The following is a 19,790-nucleotide window of genomic DNA, read 5'->3' as shown; positions in this document are numbered from 1 at the left end:
ATCCGTAGGCATACTCAAGGAAACTGTATCAACATTTTGGGTTAATGTCAGCTCTTCATGTTTTGTACTTACTATGAAAGTGTGACCTTCTCTATCCTTTACAACAAATGAAAGGTTTAGTGTATCATTCTCCATTACCTCATATTGAGTATTCAAACCTTCAGCATATGGAGCTTGATTCAATAACATTCTCACTTTTACTTCTTTTTGAGGAGATTTGATATCATTCGAACGTACTACAATTTCAGCAAGCTGATTGGTTAGTATATTATCAGAAGCTTTCACCATAAATGGAATATCAGTATCAGTCTCTGCTTCCAACTCACCATTTTCATGATCCAAAATTAACCATGAGTTGCTAACGTATTCCTTCTCCAACGCTTTAACCATGTAAACATCACTTGCAAATCCTCCTGCTTGTAAATCGTTCCACTGTCCACCTGCGTAATACGTAAATCGATTTGCCGATTTTTCACCGCTCGTGATACCTTGGGGGAAACTAATTTCAAATGGATAGGAGAAAATAACATAAAAATCTTCATTAGGATAAATCGTCACATCTTCTTCTAATGGAATCTCAATCCACTCTCCAGTGCCTTCGCCAGGCTCGTTATTACTGAATGAATAAGTAGTTGTCGAAACAACCACAGCATCATAGATTGACTCTCCTCCTGCTCTTACTTCCACCTTTATTTCACCGCTTGATATTGACTCATAATTCACATATGTCATTACCTGAGAAAGATTGAACCCTTCTCTTCCACCGTTAAAACGAGTAGCTCCTATAAAATCCGCCGAACCTGCAAAACCAACATAATTATTTGGTAAATCTGAAGCTCCAAAATATAATTCTCTGTTGATAGAATCATTTGATGTCTGTAAGGCAAAATTATTGAATACCTTCGCCTCTTTCTTTTTTAAAACAGCGTTGTTATTTAAAGAACTTGATTGTGTCGTCGGTATCTCTGATGAACCTCGAATATAATTTACATTAATGTCATAGTTCAATATTGAAGCACCTGTATTAGAAAGATTGAAAGAAGCTTCCTTTTCGGCAGAGTTTGTATTCAAACTTACTATTATTTCATCATCACCAATTACCATTTCCGGAGGGAAGATCGCTTTTCCGTTTACGGCAATTAAATGCTCTATGCCATTAGACAATGTGATTTTCAACGTATCCTCCAACATTTTTGCTTCTGATGGGGTAAACTTCAACCTAATTGTCTCTACATCATTTGGACGAATTGAAATCGGATCTCTCAAATATTTAATGTCTCTCCAGAAAGTTCCTCCAAAACCATTATCGGCCTCATATTCTCCTTTGATCTCATCTTCATTTTTCAATACAATAGATTCCAATTGGACTTCTTGAGAACCGGAATTTTTGACGATCACATTGGTTACATACTCTTTATATCGTGATCCTAGGTTTTCAACAATCACTTCACCAAAGTACACTGAATCAGGATATGAAATTTCAGAATTACCGATCACATCAAGTATTACCTTTTTTTCCATTTGCTCCTTATTTGGAGCATTAGAACTAATCAGTAAAGAGGTTTCATGTGTACCTCCATAGATTTTGGATGCATCCAACATTAACTTTTTAGTAATCGCCTCTCCTGCTTCGACATTTACAGTCACTACCGGCGTAATTGAAATAGCATAACCTCTCCCTATATCTAGGGTCTTTTTGTAGGCTATCTCAGTATATTCAGAAAGGTCTTCATTTTGTAAACCTATGGTTGATTGGTGAGATATTGCATCTAAGCCAATTTCTTCCATTTTATATTGGAACTTCATCGTTCCATCTTTGTACAAAATAGCTTGTACTGAGATTGGATCTCCATCACCCAAACCACTATCCATATATTGGAAAGTCACTACTATCTTTTCATCATAAAGATGGTAGAATACACCAATATTCTCTCCACCCCATTTACCTGTATTATAGCCACCAGAAGACCACAACGGTAAAATAGAGTTCGGTACTTTTTCAGAAGGAAGCCCCACATTAAACCACTCTACACCCAGTAGACCTGCAAAAGTAATTACACCATTATACCCAATGTGCATTTTACTATATGGCTTTCCATAATAGCTAAATTCCCATGGTAAATCGACAGGATACCAACATCCTTCAGGTTCGTTAATATTTACAGTAGCTGGGTTTATGTGCTGTGTTCCTTCAACTCCGATTATATCAATCCAAGAAAACTCTGGTGCTCCAAATTCATCAGATGTTTTTCTGTACATATATGTGAAATGATTCGAACTATCAATGTTAGAAGACGAATTTAAATCCTCATATAACCACTCAGATCCTGCAATTGCTACATCCAATGTAGTATCACCTGTGTTTCTAATGTTTAAGTCTATTTCTTCTTTAACACCATAATCAAGTGTAAAGCTCACTGCAGTGGTATCTACTTCTATTCCCGGTGCATTTTCAATATTAGCCATCACAGTAATAGTCTCTACAACATCGTTTTCTAAAGTAATTTCGACATTCGCTTTCATTTCACCGATGACTTCAGAAACTGTTTTGATTGTATAAATTTGAGAATGATATGGTTTAATTTCAACAGAACTAGGTCCTTCTAATTCAAAATACTCACTGTTTAAGACTACATTTTTTACACTCAAGTTTGCTGTCCCTGTATTTCTTAAATAAAATTCCTCAGTAAGCACTTTACCTTGATATACCTCTCCAAAATCTATTGTATCTTTTGGAAATTCGAGCGTAGCTTCTCCTCCATCCACAATATTTAACTGGATATTTGGCAATTGAGAAGTATTGATAGGGTCATCATGAACAATATTGATATTTCTATTGATCACTCCCTCATACAAGTCAGAAGTGCTTAATGTTATATCCAATGTATTTGATTCACCAGGCATTAATACATCCGAGGCATTTGTGATTTTGGTGATAATACTTGGCCCTGGATAAGCAAACTCAATTGACATTTCATTTGCCCATTCTATTTTTATAAAATCGTTGTTATACTTATCACCGCCAAACCCTGCTAATCTAAATCCATCATTCCTTTCAGGATTTTCAATCAATACATTCCAATACCTTTGACCAAATTCTGGTACCTGTTCTACATCTTTATAATTTATTCGAATTGTACCATTGTCATAAATTACAAATTGTAATGTTATCTGTTCATGTAATCTATTCCTTTGTGAAATACCTTCATACTGAACAATCAGTTTATCATGTTCAACTTGATAAAAAACTTCTCCTTGTTCTGTAAATATATGCTCAATGCCAATAGCCGACAACATCCCTTTTAGTCCATTTAACCCATACTCTAATTTTGGAGCATTTACAGATAATACAGAGTCGCTCAAAGTCATCATAACGAAAGGAGTAAAAAACAACTCTGAGTACATCTTATCATAAAATGGAAATTCAAAAGGGAGTTCTATTTTATAATACTGTGTCTCTTTTAGGTTTCTATCATGATTTTTCATAAAATCTGTGATATCCACTCCCGTTTCCTTTATTTCTATCCATTCATAATTTGTTTCTCCTTTTAGACTTAATTTTGGACGGTACCCGAAAGTATGATAATCTTTGCCCCATTCTTCCACGATCTCCTCATCATTGTATCCTGGAATAAAATAGGTTAATGGATATTCACCATTATTGGTAACGGATATAGAAGTTTGTATTTCATCCCCTATCGAAATATCATTCATTACTTGGCTCATTGGATCCACTTCAATTTCTGAAGGAGCAGTTCCAACACCAAACAACCTCACTTCATGTGTTCCGTTGCTTCCTTCAAATTTTAAAACAGCATTGATATTTCCGACTACTGAAGGTTTAAATTTTACTATATAATCTCCTGTTGATAATGCCTTTACTTGATTAGTTGGATAAGTTTCAAAAACAAAGTCATCACTTGTGGATGTCAACTGAATATTATTAAAATTACCATAACCATTATTCACCAAAGTGATTACCAACTCTTTCTCAACTCCTAAGAATACACTCCCGAAGTTCATCGAATTTACAGATGCTAATATTGGAGGTTGTTCCGTTACGGTTACCTTTACAGGCATCCTTAATTCAGGTTGATTGACATCATTAGAATGAATAATACCTACACTATTGTAAGTGCCATTAATCAATTTGGAAGCATCAACATGTAACCGTGCATCCACTTCACTTTTTCCTGATACTTCACCTGCCCCTGGAGTTAGAGTGATGTACTCTCCTAAATGTTCAAAATTTGAAATCGCAATCATATTCCAAACAAAAGATTCGTTTCCTCTCAGTGCTTCCGGTAGAGTTATCCATGTGTTCCCCCTATCCAACGAAAGTAAACTCATATAAGATTCTGAAGGATTGGTGGTGATGGTTGCACCTAATGGATATAATGGTCCTGCTGGAATATGACAGACTACAGTAAACGTTTCTCCTTTGTTGAAATATAATTGCTCATTCAAACGAACATATGCATTATGTTCATCGGCTCCATTACTTCGGTAAGGTTGAGATAATAGTAAGTTATCTTGGGTTAGTTTTTCTCCTTTGTAGATTTCAAAAATCACATCTTGTTTCTCAGGGTCGTGCTTCAACCAAAAACGTAGGTCTGTTAAGTTAAAACCCTCATCTTCTGTTACATGATAAATGGTCGCTGCAGAATTAGATAACGTCGTGTCAGAATCTCCAAATACGGAAGTAGGAAAATAGCCACCATAAAACTTTTCTACTTTTTCAAAAGACATCGGAGCTACCTCATGTGCTTGAGCTACTAATGACGCCCTTTTATTTACCTTTGAAGAATCAAGATTAGCTAATTGTGCGTCCTTTCTATTCCCTACATTAGGTAAGCTATAGTATGACAAACTTTTATTTATGTGTCTTGATGTAAACTCCCAACGTAACAACCCTTCTTCCTCATTTTTAATCTTAAAATCTAAAGTATTACTGAAGTCATTCCCTAAGTTTGTTGTTAAATCTATGTTTTCAGCTTCCTCTGACACGTTTACCATCGGTCCTGTCTTCGTAGTTCCCATTAAACTATTTGAGATACTAGATACATTCCCCCAACGGTCAGTACTCACAACTACAAAATAGTAATCTGTTAATCCATATAAATCATTTACTTCAAAAGTTACTGTATCTCTGACATTTTCATAATCTCCAACCTGAATATTAAACTTATATCGTGCTGACGACAGGTTATCACTTTTCAATTCTTCTGTATGTACGTAAAGCTTGAACTCTTCAGGTTTCGTATCATCTTCATCAGAAGGAATCGTCCAATTGACCACTGCAAATTCTTGAGCGATACCTTTTAATTGTAAATCTGTTATCGCTGTTGGCGCTATTCCATTATCTGATTGTAATGCTAAATGAGTATTGATATTACCCACACCCATTTTCCCAACATATTCTTCATTAATATGATCAATAGGTTGATTCGAAGTCACTAATATCTGGCGTAATTCATCCGGTGTCAAAACCTCAGACGCATTAGATAAGACTAAAGCTGCTACACCTGAAACATGAGGACAAGCCATAGATGTCCCATCTAAATAACCGTATTTCTCATTTGGCAAAGTTGATAAAATACTCGCCTCACTCCCTAAGTTTGACTCTCCTCCGGGAGCAGAAATGTCTACCCATTTACCAAAATTGGAGTAACTAGTCTTTTTACCATCAGGCCCTAATGCTCCAACTGTTAAGCAGTTTTCATAGTACCCTGGCCACCATTCATTGTCAGAATTATAGTTACCGGCAGCAAAGATTACTATACCCCCTCTCATTGGTGAGCCTGGATAATTTCCTGCTTCAGCAATAAAATAGTCAATTGCATCTAATACCGATTGATCATAAACACCTGGGGTAGTATACCCCCATGAGTTTTGAGAAATCACTGCTCCATTGTCAGCAGCGTAGATAAAAGTACGCTCAACGCTACCTCCTCCTAAGAACTGCATTGACATGATCCTTGCTCCATCTCCATTTCCAGAACCGCCAGCAACACCTGCTACACCAATTCCATTATTAGTGGTAGCGGCTACAGTCCCCGCCACATGCGTACCATGTGTTTGTGGAGTTATATCACCATGATCATCTGTAAAATTCCAACCATGGATATCATCTACATAACCATTGTTATCATCATCTACACCTGGTTCTCCATTTAATTCAGCTATATTCACCCACATGTTATCCACTAAATCAGGGTGACTTGTATCAACACCCTCATCATGTACAGATACAATTACATTTGAACTACCTGTATTTAGTTTCCAAGCTTCAAATAAGTTAATATCATATCCATCAGTTACAGATTCTACTTGGTTGTCGTAGTCATAATGCCATTGTTTTGGTAAATGAGTATCATTATACGGAAGCTCATCTGAAGAGGTCGATAATACATCTACTTCTGTAGCTTCATAAGGACTTAATGATTTGGTATGCTCTCCTTCTATAAAAGAGAATTCAGAGACTTCCCCATATGCAGATAACACTTCATTAATATCTTTTGATGGATCTACTTCAAAAATGTACCAAAGATGTAATCCATGCTTTCTATGTCTTGCCTCTAATACGGGATTAGGAGATTGCTCAAATAATCTTCGCATTGGAGTTGCGCTATACTTTCTAGCTACAACCTCCAGTGTTGATGATCCGAAAGAAGATGCTGAAAATGATGTAGGTAATGTCGAAAGTTTTCCAGCCACTTCCGACTTAAACTTTACTTTCACAATACCTCGTTCCATAGTATCCGTACTTGCTCCACTCTGAGCGAGAACAGAAATACCCATGGAAATCATACCTAATAGTAGTAATGTTATTCGATGAAATTTCATGTTTTAATTGAATAGTTTAATAATTGATTGGCCTATCCTTCTTTATCTTCTGAAGGATTTTTTTCAATGCTTCATTTTGAAGCTTCTTCTCAGAAATCAACTGCTGAATACTTTTCTCTTCAGTAGTAGCTTTCGTTTTTTTGTTCATTAGACCAAACTTTTTAATTGTTGTAATACCTAATTGGGTACAATTCTAAAAAGGCTTTACTTCAATTCATCTATTCAAAGTGTTACACTATTCATACAGGCTATAAAAAGCACCTTACATTAACATATCAACAAATTGCAACCCACTGTTATTGCGACCTTTAACTAATGCTCTCTAAAAATGAATGTAAGTTAATATCTGAATGATCCAGACCCATTTTTTTTCTTAAACGACTTCTTGCTACATGTAAACTATTTGGTGATTTCCTTGTGATAGTACAAATTTCTTTTGATGTGAGATTCAATCTTAGGAAAGCACACAGCTTTTTCTCATTGGGTGTTAAGTTTGGGAATTTTTGATTAAGTACTTCATAGAATTCATTGTGAACAGAGGAGAAATGAGCTTCAAACTCTTCCCACACATCTTTATCTTTTGCTGATTGAAGCTCTGAAATTATTTTATATATTTTCTTTTGATCTTTTTTATTGACACTCGGTCTAATTGCAATCAATCTCTCAGAAACATCATTGATCAATTCATTTTTCTTCATTAAGTACATCACATTTGTAGTGAGTTCTTTGTTTTTAAATTCCAGACTGTCTTCAAGTGTTTTCTTCTCCAAATTAAGATGATCATTCTCTAGTACTAGGTGATCTGACTTCAATAAATCGTTAATATGTTTTTCTCGTCTTAACCTCCATAAAATAAAAAATAAAGTGATCAAAGCTAAACTACATAGTGTGATGAACAATATTAATTCCTTTGATTTTTGATTATCTAACTGAAGGACAGCTTCTCTTTTTTCAAATTTATATTTTTGGGCAGTTAGTAATAATTCTTCTGAAGAATCATTTTGTAGTATTTCATCACTAATTGATTTGAAGAGTTTATAATATTTAAAAGCCAAATGCACATCACCTTTAATTTCAGCAAGCTCAGATAAATATTGATAAGCATTCATCAGTAGTTCTCTTGCCTCTAAATCATCTGACAATTCAAGACATTTTTTTAAGTACTTTTCTGATTCAATCAGTTTCTGTCTTCTCAAATAAAAATGCCCCAGATGTCCATAAATTTTTGCGAGAAGATAATTATCCTTTAGATTTTCCCGTAAATCAAGTGCCTTCACAAACATTCCCTCAGCAAGTAGTGCATCTCCTTCTTCCTCGTATATTTTTCCCATGTTTATATACACATTTGATAAATTTTTCTGATCCTCTGCTAACTTAGAATGGGTGACTGATTTACCATAAAAACTTAATGCTTGATCGTTGTTTCCACGCAAACCATTGATAATACCTATGTTGTTATATATGTTTCCTAAAATAAAATCGTACTTAATGTTATCATCATTTTTATGTAAAGCTAGAAATGATTCTATTTCGTTGTAGGTATCAAGTGCTAAGTTGTATTTTTCTGTTTTCAAATACGCTATGGCCACTTGATTTAGAATACTTAAATACTCCTGCCAATTCTCTTGTTTTTCATAAAAACGAAGCGCATCAAAAGAATACCGAATTCCTTTTGATAACAACCCCATCTGTAAAGCGATATTAAACCCATGTTTACATATCTCAGCTCTTAGTACTTTACCTTTCCCATTTTCTAGTTTAATAGTCTCTAAAGCTTTATCAACCCAAAATATGGAACTATCAAGGTCGCTTGTCAATTTAGATTTATCGAAGTACTCTTTTCCTTTTGAGTAATTATCCTGTATTTGAGCATTTGTAAATTGGGAGAGAAATATAAAACATAATAACAGGCAAGCCATTATGCTTCTTTTGTTTGATAATAAGTTCATTAAATTTGATAATTAATTGGTTTCCCATAAAGATAATAAATTATCATTAGGCTTATCCACTTTTATAACAAAGAACTTAACAAGCTATTTGTATTGAGAAAAGATGCGTTTTTAATCAAATTAGTTTATTAAGTGTTGTCATGTTTTTTAGCTAAGCACTAGGTAATAAGAACAATGAAGAAGAACAAAGCATGGTTGTAAACAATATGAAACCATGTGGAAGGGCCTATTAGTATTTAACGAAAACTTATTTCACATTGCTTCTGAAAAGGTATTATTTTATTAAAGTAAAAAAACTGTGAAGTTACCCCCACAGTTTTAAAAAATTCTATTCTGATACTACTACCCAAGGAATATCCAAATACCCTTTTAAGTAATAAACGTTTACTGTATTTCCAGCCTCCATCTGATCAAAAAAATCTTCTGAAACCTCCACTGTTTCAGGTGCTATCTGATCTCCCCAAGGCGTCAATTCAAATTTATAAGTTGTTGTTTTACCTGTATATTTAGTCTTTTGAATAATTTCAGCTTGATAACTTACAGGTTCACTGTTATCATATATACAGTTTGTGGTAATAATAGTACCCCAGCTGTACACTATGAAAGTGCAAGCTATTCCAGCAAGTGTTCCAATACCTTTATTTGTTTTCAAATCAATTTCTTTATGAACCACCGCTACAGCACCTCCTATAAGTAGCAATGATAATAGTAGAAAAGCCCCCCATGAATTACTATAATCATATATATTGAAATCAAAAAAAGCTCTCCATAGCAATCCAAGGGAAGGAAAAAATATTGCAATCACCATATTAGGGTAGGCACTGTCCTCAGCATCATTAAATCTGATTAAACCTTTAAAAAACGGCATGACTAAAATGGCCATTATAGGTGTTATAATGGATAGTATAATTGACAATTCATAAGGATCTGCGATGAAAAAAGTGTATGCACCTACTCCTCCTCCCAATATATTAAACCCTAATGCCACATTTTTTGCAACACCAAGTTTTTCCTCCCTTTCTTCAACAGTTCTACCGTATTCATCATTCGACAAAATCTCTTGGGTTTCTTTCTCTATATTAACTTCATTAAAGTCCTGAAAATTAGAGTACAACCACTCATAAATCTCTTGCCTTTTCTCAAAATATCGTCCAAAACGAATACTTTCATGGGCATGAGACTTTGTTTCTATATAAGTATATTTATCATCTGTCCTAAATCCGCTCACCTCAGACAGTGGCAAATCTTTATTGGTAAACAATGATCGCTTTCCTATTGATGTATTTGTGATGATTAATTTACTTTTAGCAGTATCAATGATAGCTATGGTCATTAAAATGATCATCGGGATGGCGGCTATTCCAAAAAATAATAACATATCATCATCAGATTTAAGTAATCCGTAGATTGGTAAATATGAAAATAAAGTGATCATCAATGAGCCAGCCACATAGGTAAATAGTGCCCAGCCTTTTGCTATTTTGTATTCTTTCATAAATAAGAGTGCTTTAAGTTAAAAAGATTGAGGATGCAACAGTATAAAAAAATCCTACCAAAGTTAAAACAATGATAGGATGTTGTTTATTTCCAAACCGAATGAATAATACATGCCGGCTTATTTTCTTTCATTATTGCAGAGATTATTTTAGTATCCTCTTCTTCTAAGACCTCATGTACAATTTTCACCTTTTCACCCAAAATCACTTCCGCAACATAATTAATTTCAACAGCTTTCAGTGTCTTTTTTTGAGTAATTTCAACAGGCAAACTGTCTAACATCCATTCAAAATAACGGATATTGTTTACATGGTTTACAGGATCGAGATCACTATAGGAAGCTTCCCTTTCTGATGAAAAATCTACTTTCTCTACTCCTTTCAGTCTTTTGGGAGGACCGACTGTTGTGAGGTCTTCTCTAACATGGACACAATCCTCAAATTCATTGATAGATGTTGGACGTCTTTTCTTTAAATCCAACCCAAACCAATTGGAAGACCCATATATCATCAATTTCCCTTCTTCATCAAGAATCTTGAAGTTCCTTTGAGAAGAAAATTTCTGAACATCGTATACCCAAGTTTCTATACTCAGCTGATCGGTCCACTTGGGCCAATGAAAAACTTCATATTTATAAGTGCCAAGTACCCAAGCTTTACCCACTTTCATCAACTCTCTCAACCCAAATTTCTTAGCATTGGAATGATTGCCTGCTGCTTCTTGAAAAAGTTCAGAAATGGCAGTGGGTTTTAATGTATAATTAGGGCCGATTTGGTATGATTTCACCACCTGTTCTTCATACCAAATCCCCTCTATTTCTTTATTCATCTTTATCAATTATCTCCACAGAGAAAGTAGCACTAAACGTTTCCTCTTTAGGAAGTTTCTGGTTGGCGTACTTCTCTTTGAAGTTGTGGTTTTCATCTCTTAAATCAGCCACACCATACCAAGGCTCAATACAAACAAAATCAGCTCTTTTACCAACTGGTGTCCAAATTCCCAATAAAGGCCAGTCTTTGAAAGCAACTCTTAGTTTTCTTGAATCATCATGACGACAAACAATATCTAAAGACTCTGATTTGAAGTGATCAAAAATAATGGCATCATCTTTAAACGTATCAAATTTCAGATCCAATGTTTGTGCTCCATTTAAGGCATCTTCCTGAATTGCTCCACTTCTCAAGCCATTATCCAATAATAAACGTTGGAATTTTTCCTGTTCTGAAAACTCAATAGTATAGTCTTCAAAAGATGTATTTTTGATGAAATCAGTATTAAAACCAGGGTGTGCACCCACTGAGAAGTAAATATCCTCAGTATCAATATTATCTACTTGATAAGTGATCGACAATTTACTGTTTTTGATCTCATAAATTGTTCTGAAAACAAACTTATAAGGGAACTTTGTCATCGTATCATGATCAAAGCGCAATTCAAAAATACAGCGCAGCTCATCTTGAGTGATCAGCTTATGCTCCATATCCCTTGCAAAACCATGCTGAGGAAGCTTGTATTTTACATCATCCACTTCATAAAAACCATCTTCCACCTGCCCAACTATCGGGAATAGTACAGGTGCATGTCTGCCCCAAACCTCTTTATCGCCTTGCCATAAATATTCGTGTTGGTGTTGTTTATGATATATAGAATGCAGTTCAGCTCCGTTCTTCGATATTTTCACCTGTAGAACCGCATTTTCTAAAGTGACAATTTTGCTCATATGTATTTCTATTTTTGGTGGGTATATTTTTATTAAAAGTTCAAGCATTTTGTGCTATGCTGAAGCAAAATAATAAAAATAATAGGAAGAAAAAGTGATCAACGAAGATTTTATAATGGTTAATTTATGGATGTAATTTTTGACTATTCATAATCAATATTTTAGACAAAGACACTCCTTAATAATAACCTTTTGATTTCATCCACTATTAATCGACATCACTTGATAGATCCATTAGGCAATCATCACTTTTTCTTATGGTCAATGCCTTCCATCGCCATTAATTCCAGCCCATAGTTACGAATGTGCTCAATGATAGGAAGAGCGACTGCTGAATATGATGAAAATAAAACTGATCTTTTTACTGGTGCTTATTTGAATTACACGACAAACTCTGGTTTCGGAGGAACGGTCCTTGGTCGGATTTCCTCCAATAATGCAGGAATTGATGCTGGTGTTCATTATTTCAAAGCTTCTAAGAAATTTGTTATTTACGCATTACTCTCCATCAACATCAACAATGAATTACTCTACAGCTGGTTTTCCATCCTTCGTTTTACACCTGACCTCAACAAACAATGGAAATTGTACTCTAGTTTAGAGCTTTTTTCAGCATTTTCTGACATAGGGCATTTAAGTAGTGTACAAAGAGTTCGAATTGGTTTAGACAAGAAGGGTAATCAATTTGGAGTAGCCGTCAACCTCCATGAAAGTAGGTATAGTGCTTCAATAGACATAAATCCAGGTATATTTTTCAGAAAACAATTTCAGTAAACTAATTAAAAGTTCACTTTATGACTGGGTGTTTTTATTATTAATCAAGAAATAAATCACTTCAGCTGTGATTCATTGTTTTGGTTTTTCAAACAATAAAAATTAATAAAGACAACCTCCCAAAAAAAACTTCCGTTGTATAAAGTAAAATTATTAAACAATTAACCTTCAGAAAGATGACCATAAGTTTGCTACAGTACATTTCTGATGTGAAAAATGAAATACAATTTTGGGAAAATGAAATTAATTTCTACATCAACGAAATAAAGTTATTAAACATTAGATTAGACAGTTTATTAGATAGAGATATCAGTGAATATCAAGCAAATAAACTTCAAAATTTTAAAACATTAAATTCCAGTATTAATACAACGGCATTAGAACTAATCCAAGAAATAGAAGATTTTGACAATTCACTTATTGGCAAGGACAATAATAAAGAAATGAATGAGGAGACTTTTGAAAAGTACCACTATTTCAAAGAAAAACTAGACAACATCGCCAATGATTATATGGAATTTAAAGACGAGTTTTTAAGATTTACCATCTCGACTTTTGCTTAGTCAGGCACATTAAAAATATTATTTATCCTGCTATTAATTAAGGGGATAAAAAAAAGGGCTTCTGAAATTATTTCATCAGAAGCCCTTTTATTGTTTTAGGATGTTTCAGGAAATTACTTTTTCAATACCATTATTGTATTGAATGCCTCTTCTTTGGCCTCTCCTTTCTTGAAACTCTTATTTTTATATTCTAAATCAATTTGGCTCATTCTTGCACTCGCCACTACTTGATTGTCATAAGTACCATTTTCTATTTTATAAAGTGCTTGATACAACATTGGTTCATTTACATCTGCCCAATTGTACATTACATCATCATTCACTTGAAGATCCACAGGAATACCATTAAAATAGTTCCCTTCTCCAGCGGCATTAAGAATACGCAATGAGATGATAGAATAGATGTAGGCATTATTGTTTTCATTGACGAAAGCATAACTCCCCACAGGTTTTCCATAAGTATTTTCACCAATCAACTGCACATCCATGTAAGGCTTCAAGCTGTTGATCACCAACTCTGAAGATGAAGCGGTTCCTCCTTCACTAAATATAAATATTCTTTGAAGGTCAAGATTTGATTCCATCAATTCTATCTCACGGCTTTCATCATGCTCAGAAGATTGCAATTCATTATGCTGATACTTAAAAAGTTCTTTGCCACCTGCTGATGAAGGTGCTACAAAGCCTGCAATCTGACTAGCAATATTCACTCTTCCACCTCCATTATATCTCAAATCAAGCACAAGTTCAGTGACACCTTTACTCTTAAACTCTGCAAATGCATTGGCTAGTGCTTCTTCCGCCGTTTCTATAAAAGACTTGAACACCAAGTGTCCCACTTTCTTTCCTCCTGGTAATTCAATTACTTCAGAAAGTAAAACAGGCTTTACAATCAATTCCTCTTTTGCGATTGTAATCGTTGTGTCTCTAGCAGGGCTTACCTCACTTTTTTGACCGTTGACATATTTAGTAACTGGAGGAATTGTAATCTCAAAAGTATTTTCCACTCCTTGCAAGTTTTCTCCTAATGAACTATTAATTGCATCAGAATTAGCGTCACTTACTGTCAATCCATTAATTTTATTAATTTTTGTTCCTCTTCTCAAACCAGCTTCATAAGCTTTAGATCCAGGGTATGAAAAACGGATATATAAATCTTCGGCTGTTGCATAATGCATATAAATACCATGCACACCTTCCTCTCCATTGGTTATTTGTCCTGATCCATAATAGGCATCATACTCAGCTTTGTCTTGGATCAAACTCCACTTGTCTTGCTCAACTCTCAACGACGCTAGCATCTCATCTTGAGTAGCGTAATTATTAACATCAATATCCGAAAGGTCATCATTCCATAAATACCATGCATTCATTAATCCTTTCAGGTATACCTTGTCTTGAAATGGGTTACTGCTCCCTCCTGGGTCAGATTGATCTTGGCACCCGAAGAGAGAAACTACGATGAATAACAGGACTAGTTTTTTCATTAAATTGGTCAACATATTTTGTTAATGTTTGTGTGTTTATACAAAAAATAGATGTTTTCTAACTTTTCTATAAATTTTTATAACATAGAAGTAATAAAGTTGTTACCTTAGCGACGAGAAGATTTTATTCTCTTGAATTGATAACGGTTATGGGTGTAAAGTTACACTAATTAACCTAAATTTTGATAAAACTTTAACATAATTCAGACCTAGATGGCAAAAGACTCGCACAGAACAAACCACCAAATCAGAGTCAAAGAAGTACGATTAGTGGGTGACAATGTAGAAAATGGAGTATACTCAAGAGACGAGGCATTCCGTAAAGCAGAAAGCTTAGGATTAGACTTAGTAGAGATTTCTCCGAACGCTAAACCCCCAGTTTGTAAAATCATAGATTACTCGAAGTTCAAATACGAACAAAAGAAGCGTGAAAAAGAGTTAAAAGCTAAAGCTTCCAAAACGGTCGTAAAAGAAATTCGTTTTGGTCCTAACACTGACAAACACGATTTAGACTTCAAAACAAAGCACGCCATCAAATTCCTTGGTGAAGGGAATAAGGTGAAGGCTTATGTTCACTTCCATGGCCGTACTATTATCTATAAAGATAGAGGAAAGCAATTATTGAAAGACTTTGCAGAGAATATCAAAGAACATGGTAAAGTAGAAGGCGGAATGCGTGTAGAAGGTAGAAGAATGATCATGTTCATCTCTCCAAATGTTCCTAAAAAGTAAATATAAGTTATTGAAGTATTGAACTTACAATAATTATTTATACATTTGCATGCTTGAATTTATTCAGGCATGCATTTTTTGTGTTTTTTCATAAAAAATGCAACTGAGATACCGAGGCGATTGGCTGCCGTAGGTAATCAGTAAATTAAATAAATGTTTCACCTTTAGGGTTCAGGCTCTAAATAACTGAAAGGTAAAATGCCAAAGGTTAAAACAAAATCTGGAGCGAAAAAACGTTTCAAGTTGTCAGGTACTGGCAAGATCAGAAGAAAGCACGCTTACAAGTCTCACATCTTAACGAAAAAGACTACTAAGCAAAAGCGTAACCTAACTTTAATGGGTGAGGTAGACAAGGCTGATACAGTAAACGTGAAGAAAATGCTTTGGTTATAATACCAAGCAGTCACATTTATCAAATCAACCAAATTGTATTACAAAACTTATTAAAATTAGAAAAAAATGCCTAGATCGGTCAACCACGTCGCGTCTCGCGCTAGAAGAAAGAACATCTTAAAATTCTCAAAAGGATATTATGGTGCTCGTAAAAACGTTTGGACAGTAGCAAAAAATGCCGTTGAAAAAGGATGGAGCTACGCTTACGTTGGTCGTAAACAAAAGAAAAGAAACTTCCGTGCTTTATGGATCGCTCGTATCAACGCTGCGACTCGTATGTACGGTGATATGTCTTACTCTGTATTCATGGGTAAAGTGAACAAATCAGGTGTTGAATTGAACCGTAAAGTTCTTGCAGACCTTGCTATGAACCACCCTGAAGCATTCAAAGCAGTAATCGAGAAAGTAAAATAATTTACTTCTTGTAAGACTAAAGAAGACCTATAGCCGTCAGTGTTATAGGTCTTTTTTTATATATTGTAATTAAGTTTTTGAGGTGAGCTTGTAAGTTACTCACTTTCAACAAACAATTGAATCAATGGTTCACACTGGGAAGTTTAAAATGAGCTACTGATGCCCTGTAGAAGCGTAGCCTGCTACGCTAAATGATGGAAGATGAGTATAGATGAATTTTACTATAAAAGTAATAATACAAAACAACATCTTTTATTCTCGCACAATAACACGTAGCAGGCTACGTGGCTACAGAGACATTCATCAAACGATGAGTAATTGACAAGTGATAAACTTTTGATTCATTTATAAAATATTTTTTCAACAATCAAGATTATTAAACTTCAGAAATGTAATATGTATACCATACCCTACTTTTCTGAATCTTTATAAAATTACCTATAAAATAATATGTTATCGATAAGTAATGTTTCCTTCTATTTCGGAAGTCGTACAATGTATAAAAATGCCTCATTGACTGTTTACCCAAAAAACAGAATAGGTATAGTTGGGCATAATGGTGCGGGTAAAACAACGCTGCTGAAACTTATTAATGGTGATTTCGCTCCTGATGAAGGTCAAATCTCAATGCCTAAGGAGTGTACAATTGGTTTCCTCAATCAAGATCTATTGTCTTATCAAACAGAAGAGTCTATTCTTCATGTGGCGATGGAAGCTTTTGGTCCTGTTTTGAAAATTCAGGAGCAGATTGATGAGATTCTTCATGAAATGGAAACTGATTATAAAGAAGAATTAGTTGAAAAATTAGCAGGTCTCCAAGAGAAATTTGAATCGATGGAGGGCTACACTATAAAATCTAAAGCGGAGACAATTCTTGCCGGATTAGGTTTTAAAGAGGAGGAAATGGAACAACCTCTTTACAGTTTCTCTGGTGGATGGAGAATGAGAGTAATGTTGGGTAAATTATTATTGATGAAGCCTGATGTTTTAATGCTTGATGAGCCTACCAACCACCTTGACCTCCCTTCTATTCAGTGGATTGAGAACTATCTTTCTACTTATGAAGGTGCTGTATTGATCGTTTCCCATGATAGAGAATTCTTGGATAGAGCCATCAATCAAACTGTAGAGGTTTCTTCAGGTAGATTGACTTCTTATCCGGGCAACTATTCTTATTATCTTGAAGCAAAGAAAGAAAGAGCTGAACTTCAGAAAAACGCTTATGAAAATCAGCAACAAAAAATAAAGGAAACAGAACGCTTTATTGAGCGATTCAGATCGAAGGCAACAAAAGCCAAGCAGGTACAATCCAGAGTGAAAATGCTGGATAAAATGGACATGATTGAGGACGTTAGAGATGACAATCCGGAAATCAATATGGATTTCAAGTTCACTCAGCAACCAGGTAAAGTTATCAGTGAGATCAAAGACTTTGATAAAGCATACGGTAATAAAGTCATTTTCAAAGGAGCTGACTTGACACTGATGAGAGGTGATAAAATTGCCTTAATCGGTGCCAATGGTAAAGGTAAATCTACTTTATTACGTTTGATCAGTGGTCGCGAGGGTGCTGACAGAGGAGAAAGAAAAGGCGGTCATAATGTGATTACTGCATTCTACGCTCAGCATCAATTGGAAGACCTGAATGTAGAAAATGAAATCTTGGATGAGTTAAAACAAGCCGGTTCTGAAAAAACTGAACAAGAATTGAGAAGTGTTCTAGGCTGTTTCTTATTCCAAGGAGATGAAATTTTCAAAAGAATCAAAGTCCTTTCTGGTGGTGAGAAATCAAGAGTGGCATTAGCAAAAACGTTGATTTCTGAAGCCAACTTCTTAATGCTTGACGAACCGACCAACCACCTGGATATTCCTTCTGTAAATATCCTTATCCAAGCTTTACAACAATATCTGGGTACTTACTTAGTTGTATCCCATGATAGACACTTTATCTCTAGAGTAGCCAATAAGATATGGTACATCGAAAATGGCAAACTGAAAGAATACCCGGGCACTTATGCGGAATGGGTAGACTGGAAAAAGAAAATGGAGGAAGAGAATGCTTTACTAGCTCAATTGGATGAAGAAGATCAACCAAAAGAGAAGAAAAGTAAGAAGAAAAAGATGTCTAACAATGAGCTGAAGGAATGGCAAAAACGCTATAAAAAGGCAAAGCAGGAGATGGAAAAGGCAGAAGAAAAAGTGATGGAGCTTGAAGAAAAGAAAGAAGAAATAGAATCTTCTTTAGCAAATCCTGAAGTTTTCGGAAATCCTGATAAATTAGCAGAAGTGAATGCTACTTATGATCAAGTGAAATCAGAACTAGAAGAGGTGACGGAAACTTGGGAAGAGTGGATCATGGAAGTAGACGAGTTAGAAGAAATCAAGCCTGATTAATTTCCCAATGAACCCTTACGATGTAGGTTATTATGAGACCGAAGACGGTCATTCGATATATTATGAACAGATCGGGCATCCATTAGGGATGCCTGTTTTGTATTTGCATGGCGGTCCAGGTGCCGGTTTGGACTCTTATTACCACCTCCTTCTACCCTCTTTGCAAAATGTGAGACTCATAGGTATTGATCAGAGAGGATCAGGAAAAAGCAAGCCTTTAGGGAGTCTAAAAAACAACAGTATAGAGTTTTTAGTCAAGGATCTTGAGCAAATCAGACAACACCTGCATATTTCTTCTTGGTATATCTTTGGCGGTAGCTGGGGCTCTACTTTAGCATTAGCCTATTCTTATTTCCACCCCAAACAAGTTAGGGGACTCAACCTCTGGGGCGTATTTTTTTGTAATCAGCAAGAAATCAACTGGCTTTACAAAGACACAGCCCCTATTATGTATTCTGATATTTTCTCTAAGTTATTTGGTACTTCACCTTCACATTCTCCTCAATCTCTATTTCTAGACTACCAGAAAAAGCTTCAAACACCAGAATCAGTAGAAGAATACGCTACAAAGTGGCTACTCTGGGAGGCCTTCACTTCTGAACATCCTGATCCCGTTTTTGAAGATTTCAGTCAATGGCAAGCCTCCCCTCAAGCTATTGCTTGTGCTAAAATTGAAAATCATTATTTCCTCAATGCTCCTCTTTTTATTAACGGTCAAGAAATGGAGTTTTTACTTGAGAATATTGAATTCGACTTCCCGATTTACATCACCCATGGCAGAAACGATCTTGTGACCCCTGCCGCTTCTGCATTAAAACTGAAAAGCCTTTTTCCTCATGCCTACATCAATATCATCAAAAACAGTGGTCATTCCCTTGAACATAAAGAGCTAAAAGAAAGTATTTTACATTTCGGTAGAGAACTTTTGGGCTAAAAAAATCAAGCATCAACTTCAACTAAAAGTCTCATTACTGTAACAGAAGAAAAATACAGGAAATATCACTCCTAATTATCTGACAAA

At 35.1% G+C, this 19,790-nt stretch carries 14 protein-coding genes; 7 read left to right on the top strand and 7 right to left on the bottom strand.

The genetic code is table 11. The features are described 5' to 3' along the window. From HHU12_RS13465 to HHU12_RS13445, 6 genes are all read right to left on the bottom strand, one after another. Window positions 1-6,846: S8 family serine peptidase (locus tag HHU12_RS13465; RefSeq protein ID WP_169657265.1), on the bottom strand; the 6,846-nt coding region annotated here is incomplete at its 3' end. Window positions 6,847-6,862: 16 nt separating this feature from the next. Continuing rightward, window positions 6,863-6,994: a hypothetical protein gene (locus HHU12_RS35655; protein ID WP_262889396.1), complete on the bottom strand. Its 132-nt coding sequence runs from the start codon at window positions 6,992-6,994 to the stop codon at window positions 6,863-6,865. Window positions 6,995-7,154: 160 nt separating this feature from the next. Further along, window positions 7,155-8,795, bottom strand: coding sequence for a tetratricopeptide repeat protein (locus HHU12_RS13460; RefSeq protein WP_169657264.1), 1,641 nt, complete (start codon window positions 8,793-8,795; stop codon window positions 7,155-7,157). Between the two features lie 328 nt (window positions 8,796-9,123). Continuing rightward, a complete protein-coding gene (locus HHU12_RS13455) occupies window positions 9,124-10,290 on the bottom strand; it encodes a hypothetical protein (RefSeq protein WP_169657263.1) in 1,167 nt (388 codons plus the stop codon). An 86-nt stretch (window positions 10,291-10,376) separates the two neighbouring features. After that, entirely contained in the window at window positions 10,377-11,120 is a 744-nt protein-coding gene (locus HHU12_RS13450; protein WP_169657262.1) for an acyl-[acyl-carrier-protein] thioesterase, read from the bottom strand. Then, a complete protein-coding gene (locus HHU12_RS13445) occupies window positions 11,113-12,012 on the bottom strand; it encodes an aldose 1-epimerase family protein (RefSeq protein ID WP_169657261.1) in 900 nt (299 codons plus the stop codon). Before HHU12_RS13445 ends, HHU12_RS13450 begins: the two co-directional genes overlap by 8 nt. 312 nt (window positions 12,013-12,324) lie before the next feature. Here HHU12_RS13445 and HHU12_RS13440 point away from each other — a divergent pair, with 312 nt between their 5' ends. Both HHU12_RS13440 and HHU12_RS13435 read left to right on the top strand, forming a co-directional pair. Then, window positions 12,325-12,786: a hypothetical protein gene (locus HHU12_RS13440; protein ID WP_169657260.1), complete on the top strand. Its 462-nt coding sequence runs from the start codon at window positions 12,325-12,327 to the stop codon at window positions 12,784-12,786. 176 nt (window positions 12,787-12,962) lie between these two features. Beyond that, complete coding sequence (locus tag HHU12_RS13435; protein ID WP_169657259.1) at window positions 12,963-13,349, top strand: hypothetical protein; 387 nt, start codon at window positions 12,963-12,965, stop codon at window positions 13,347-13,349. 113 nt (window positions 13,350-13,462) lie between these two features. On the opposite strand, the gene HHU12_RS13430 is transcribed toward HHU12_RS13435, so the two are convergent. Continuing rightward, window positions 13,463-14,836, bottom strand: coding sequence for a S41 family peptidase (locus HHU12_RS13430; protein ID WP_169657258.1), 1,374 nt, complete (start codon window positions 14,834-14,836; stop codon window positions 13,463-13,465). A gap of 213 nt (window positions 14,837-15,049) precedes the next feature. Between HHU12_RS13430 and infC the strand changes: the two genes are divergently transcribed. From infC to HHU12_RS13405, 5 genes are all read left to right on the top strand, one after another. Next, complete coding sequence (infC, locus tag HHU12_RS13425) at window positions 15,050-15,568, top strand: translation initiation factor IF-3 (protein WP_044200944.1); 519 nt, start codon at window positions 15,050-15,052, stop codon at window positions 15,566-15,568. 198 nt (window positions 15,569-15,766) lie between these two features. Then, window positions 15,767-15,961, top strand: coding sequence for a 50S ribosomal protein L35 (rpmI, locus tag HHU12_RS13420; protein ID WP_044200946.1), 195 nt, complete (start codon window positions 15,767-15,769; stop codon window positions 15,959-15,961). A 66-nt stretch (window positions 15,962-16,027) separates the two neighbouring features. Continuing rightward, window positions 16,028-16,375 (top strand): 50S ribosomal protein L20, encoded by a 348-nt coding sequence (rplT, locus tag HHU12_RS13415; protein WP_062620685.1) that lies wholly within the window; start codon window positions 16,028-16,030, stop codon window positions 16,373-16,375. A gap of 450 nt (window positions 16,376-16,825) precedes the next feature. Beyond that, entirely contained in the window at window positions 16,826-18,769 is a 1,944-nt protein-coding gene (gene abc-f / locus HHU12_RS13410; protein ID WP_169657257.1) for a ribosomal protection-like ABC-F family protein, read from the top strand. Between the two features lie 7 nt (window positions 18,770-18,776). Then, window positions 18,777-19,703 (top strand): alpha/beta fold hydrolase, encoded by a 927-nt coding sequence (locus HHU12_RS13405; RefSeq protein WP_169657256.1) that lies wholly within the window; start codon window positions 18,777-18,779, stop codon window positions 19,701-19,703. Window positions 19,704-19,790: the final 87 nt, after the last annotated feature.

Source organism: Flammeovirga aprica JL-4 (assembly GCF_012844305.1).
Lineage (GTDB): Bacteria > Bacteroidota > Bacteroidia > Cytophagales > Flammeovirgaceae > Flammeovirga > Flammeovirga aprica.
Note: the sequence above shows the minus strand (reverse complement) of the source record. Positions and strands in the feature narration are given on the sequence as shown.

What these genes read in the sequence shown, in the direction of transcription:
- HHU12_RS35655 (WP_262889396.1), bottom strand. Translation starts at nt 6,994, where the DNA reads ATGAACAAAAAAACGAAAGCTACTACTGAAGAGAAAAGTATTCAGCAG.
- HHU12_RS13445 (WP_169657261.1), bottom strand. Translation starts at nt 12,012, where the DNA reads ATGAGCAAAATTGTCACTTTAGAAAATGCGGTTCTACAGGTGAAAATA.
- HHU12_RS13455 (WP_169657263.1), bottom strand. Translation starts at nt 10,290, where the DNA reads ATGAAAGAATACAAAATAGCAAAAGGCTGGGCACTATTTACCTATGTG.
- HHU12_RS13405 (WP_169657256.1), top strand. Translation starts at nt 18,777, where the DNA reads ATGAACCCTTACGATGTAGGTTATTATGAGACCGAAGACGGTCATTCG.
- HHU12_RS13460 (WP_169657264.1), bottom strand. Translation starts at nt 8,795, where the DNA reads ATGAACTTATTATCAAACAAAAGAAGCATAATGGCTTGCCTGTTATTA.
- HHU12_RS13435 (WP_169657259.1), top strand. Translation starts at nt 12,963, where the DNA reads ATGACCATAAGTTTGCTACAGTACATTTCTGATGTGAAAAATGAAATA.
- abc-f (WP_169657257.1), top strand. Translation starts at nt 16,826, where the DNA reads ATGTTATCGATAAGTAATGTTTCCTTCTATTTCGGAAGTCGTACAATG.
- HHU12_RS13430 (WP_169657258.1), bottom strand. Translation starts at nt 14,836, where the DNA reads ATGAAAAAACTAGTCCTGTTATTCATCGTAGTTTCTCTCTTCGGGTGC.
- rplT (WP_062620685.1), top strand. Translation starts at nt 16,028, where the DNA reads ATGCCTAGATCGGTCAACCACGTCGCGTCTCGCGCTAGAAGAAAGAAC.
- infC (WP_044200944.1), top strand. Translation starts at nt 15,050, where the DNA reads ATGGCAAAAGACTCGCACAGAACAAACCACCAAATCAGAGTCAAAGAA.
- HHU12_RS13450 (WP_169657262.1), bottom strand. Translation starts at nt 11,120, where the DNA reads ATGAATAAAGAAATAGAGGGGATTTGGTATGAAGAACAGGTGGTGAAA.
- HHU12_RS13440 (WP_169657260.1), top strand. Translation starts at nt 12,325, where the DNA reads ATGATAGGAAGAGCGACTGCTGAATATGATGAAAATAAAACTGATCTT.
- rpmI (WP_044200946.1), top strand. Translation starts at nt 15,767, where the DNA reads ATGCCAAAGGTTAAAACAAAATCTGGAGCGAAAAAACGTTTCAAGTTG.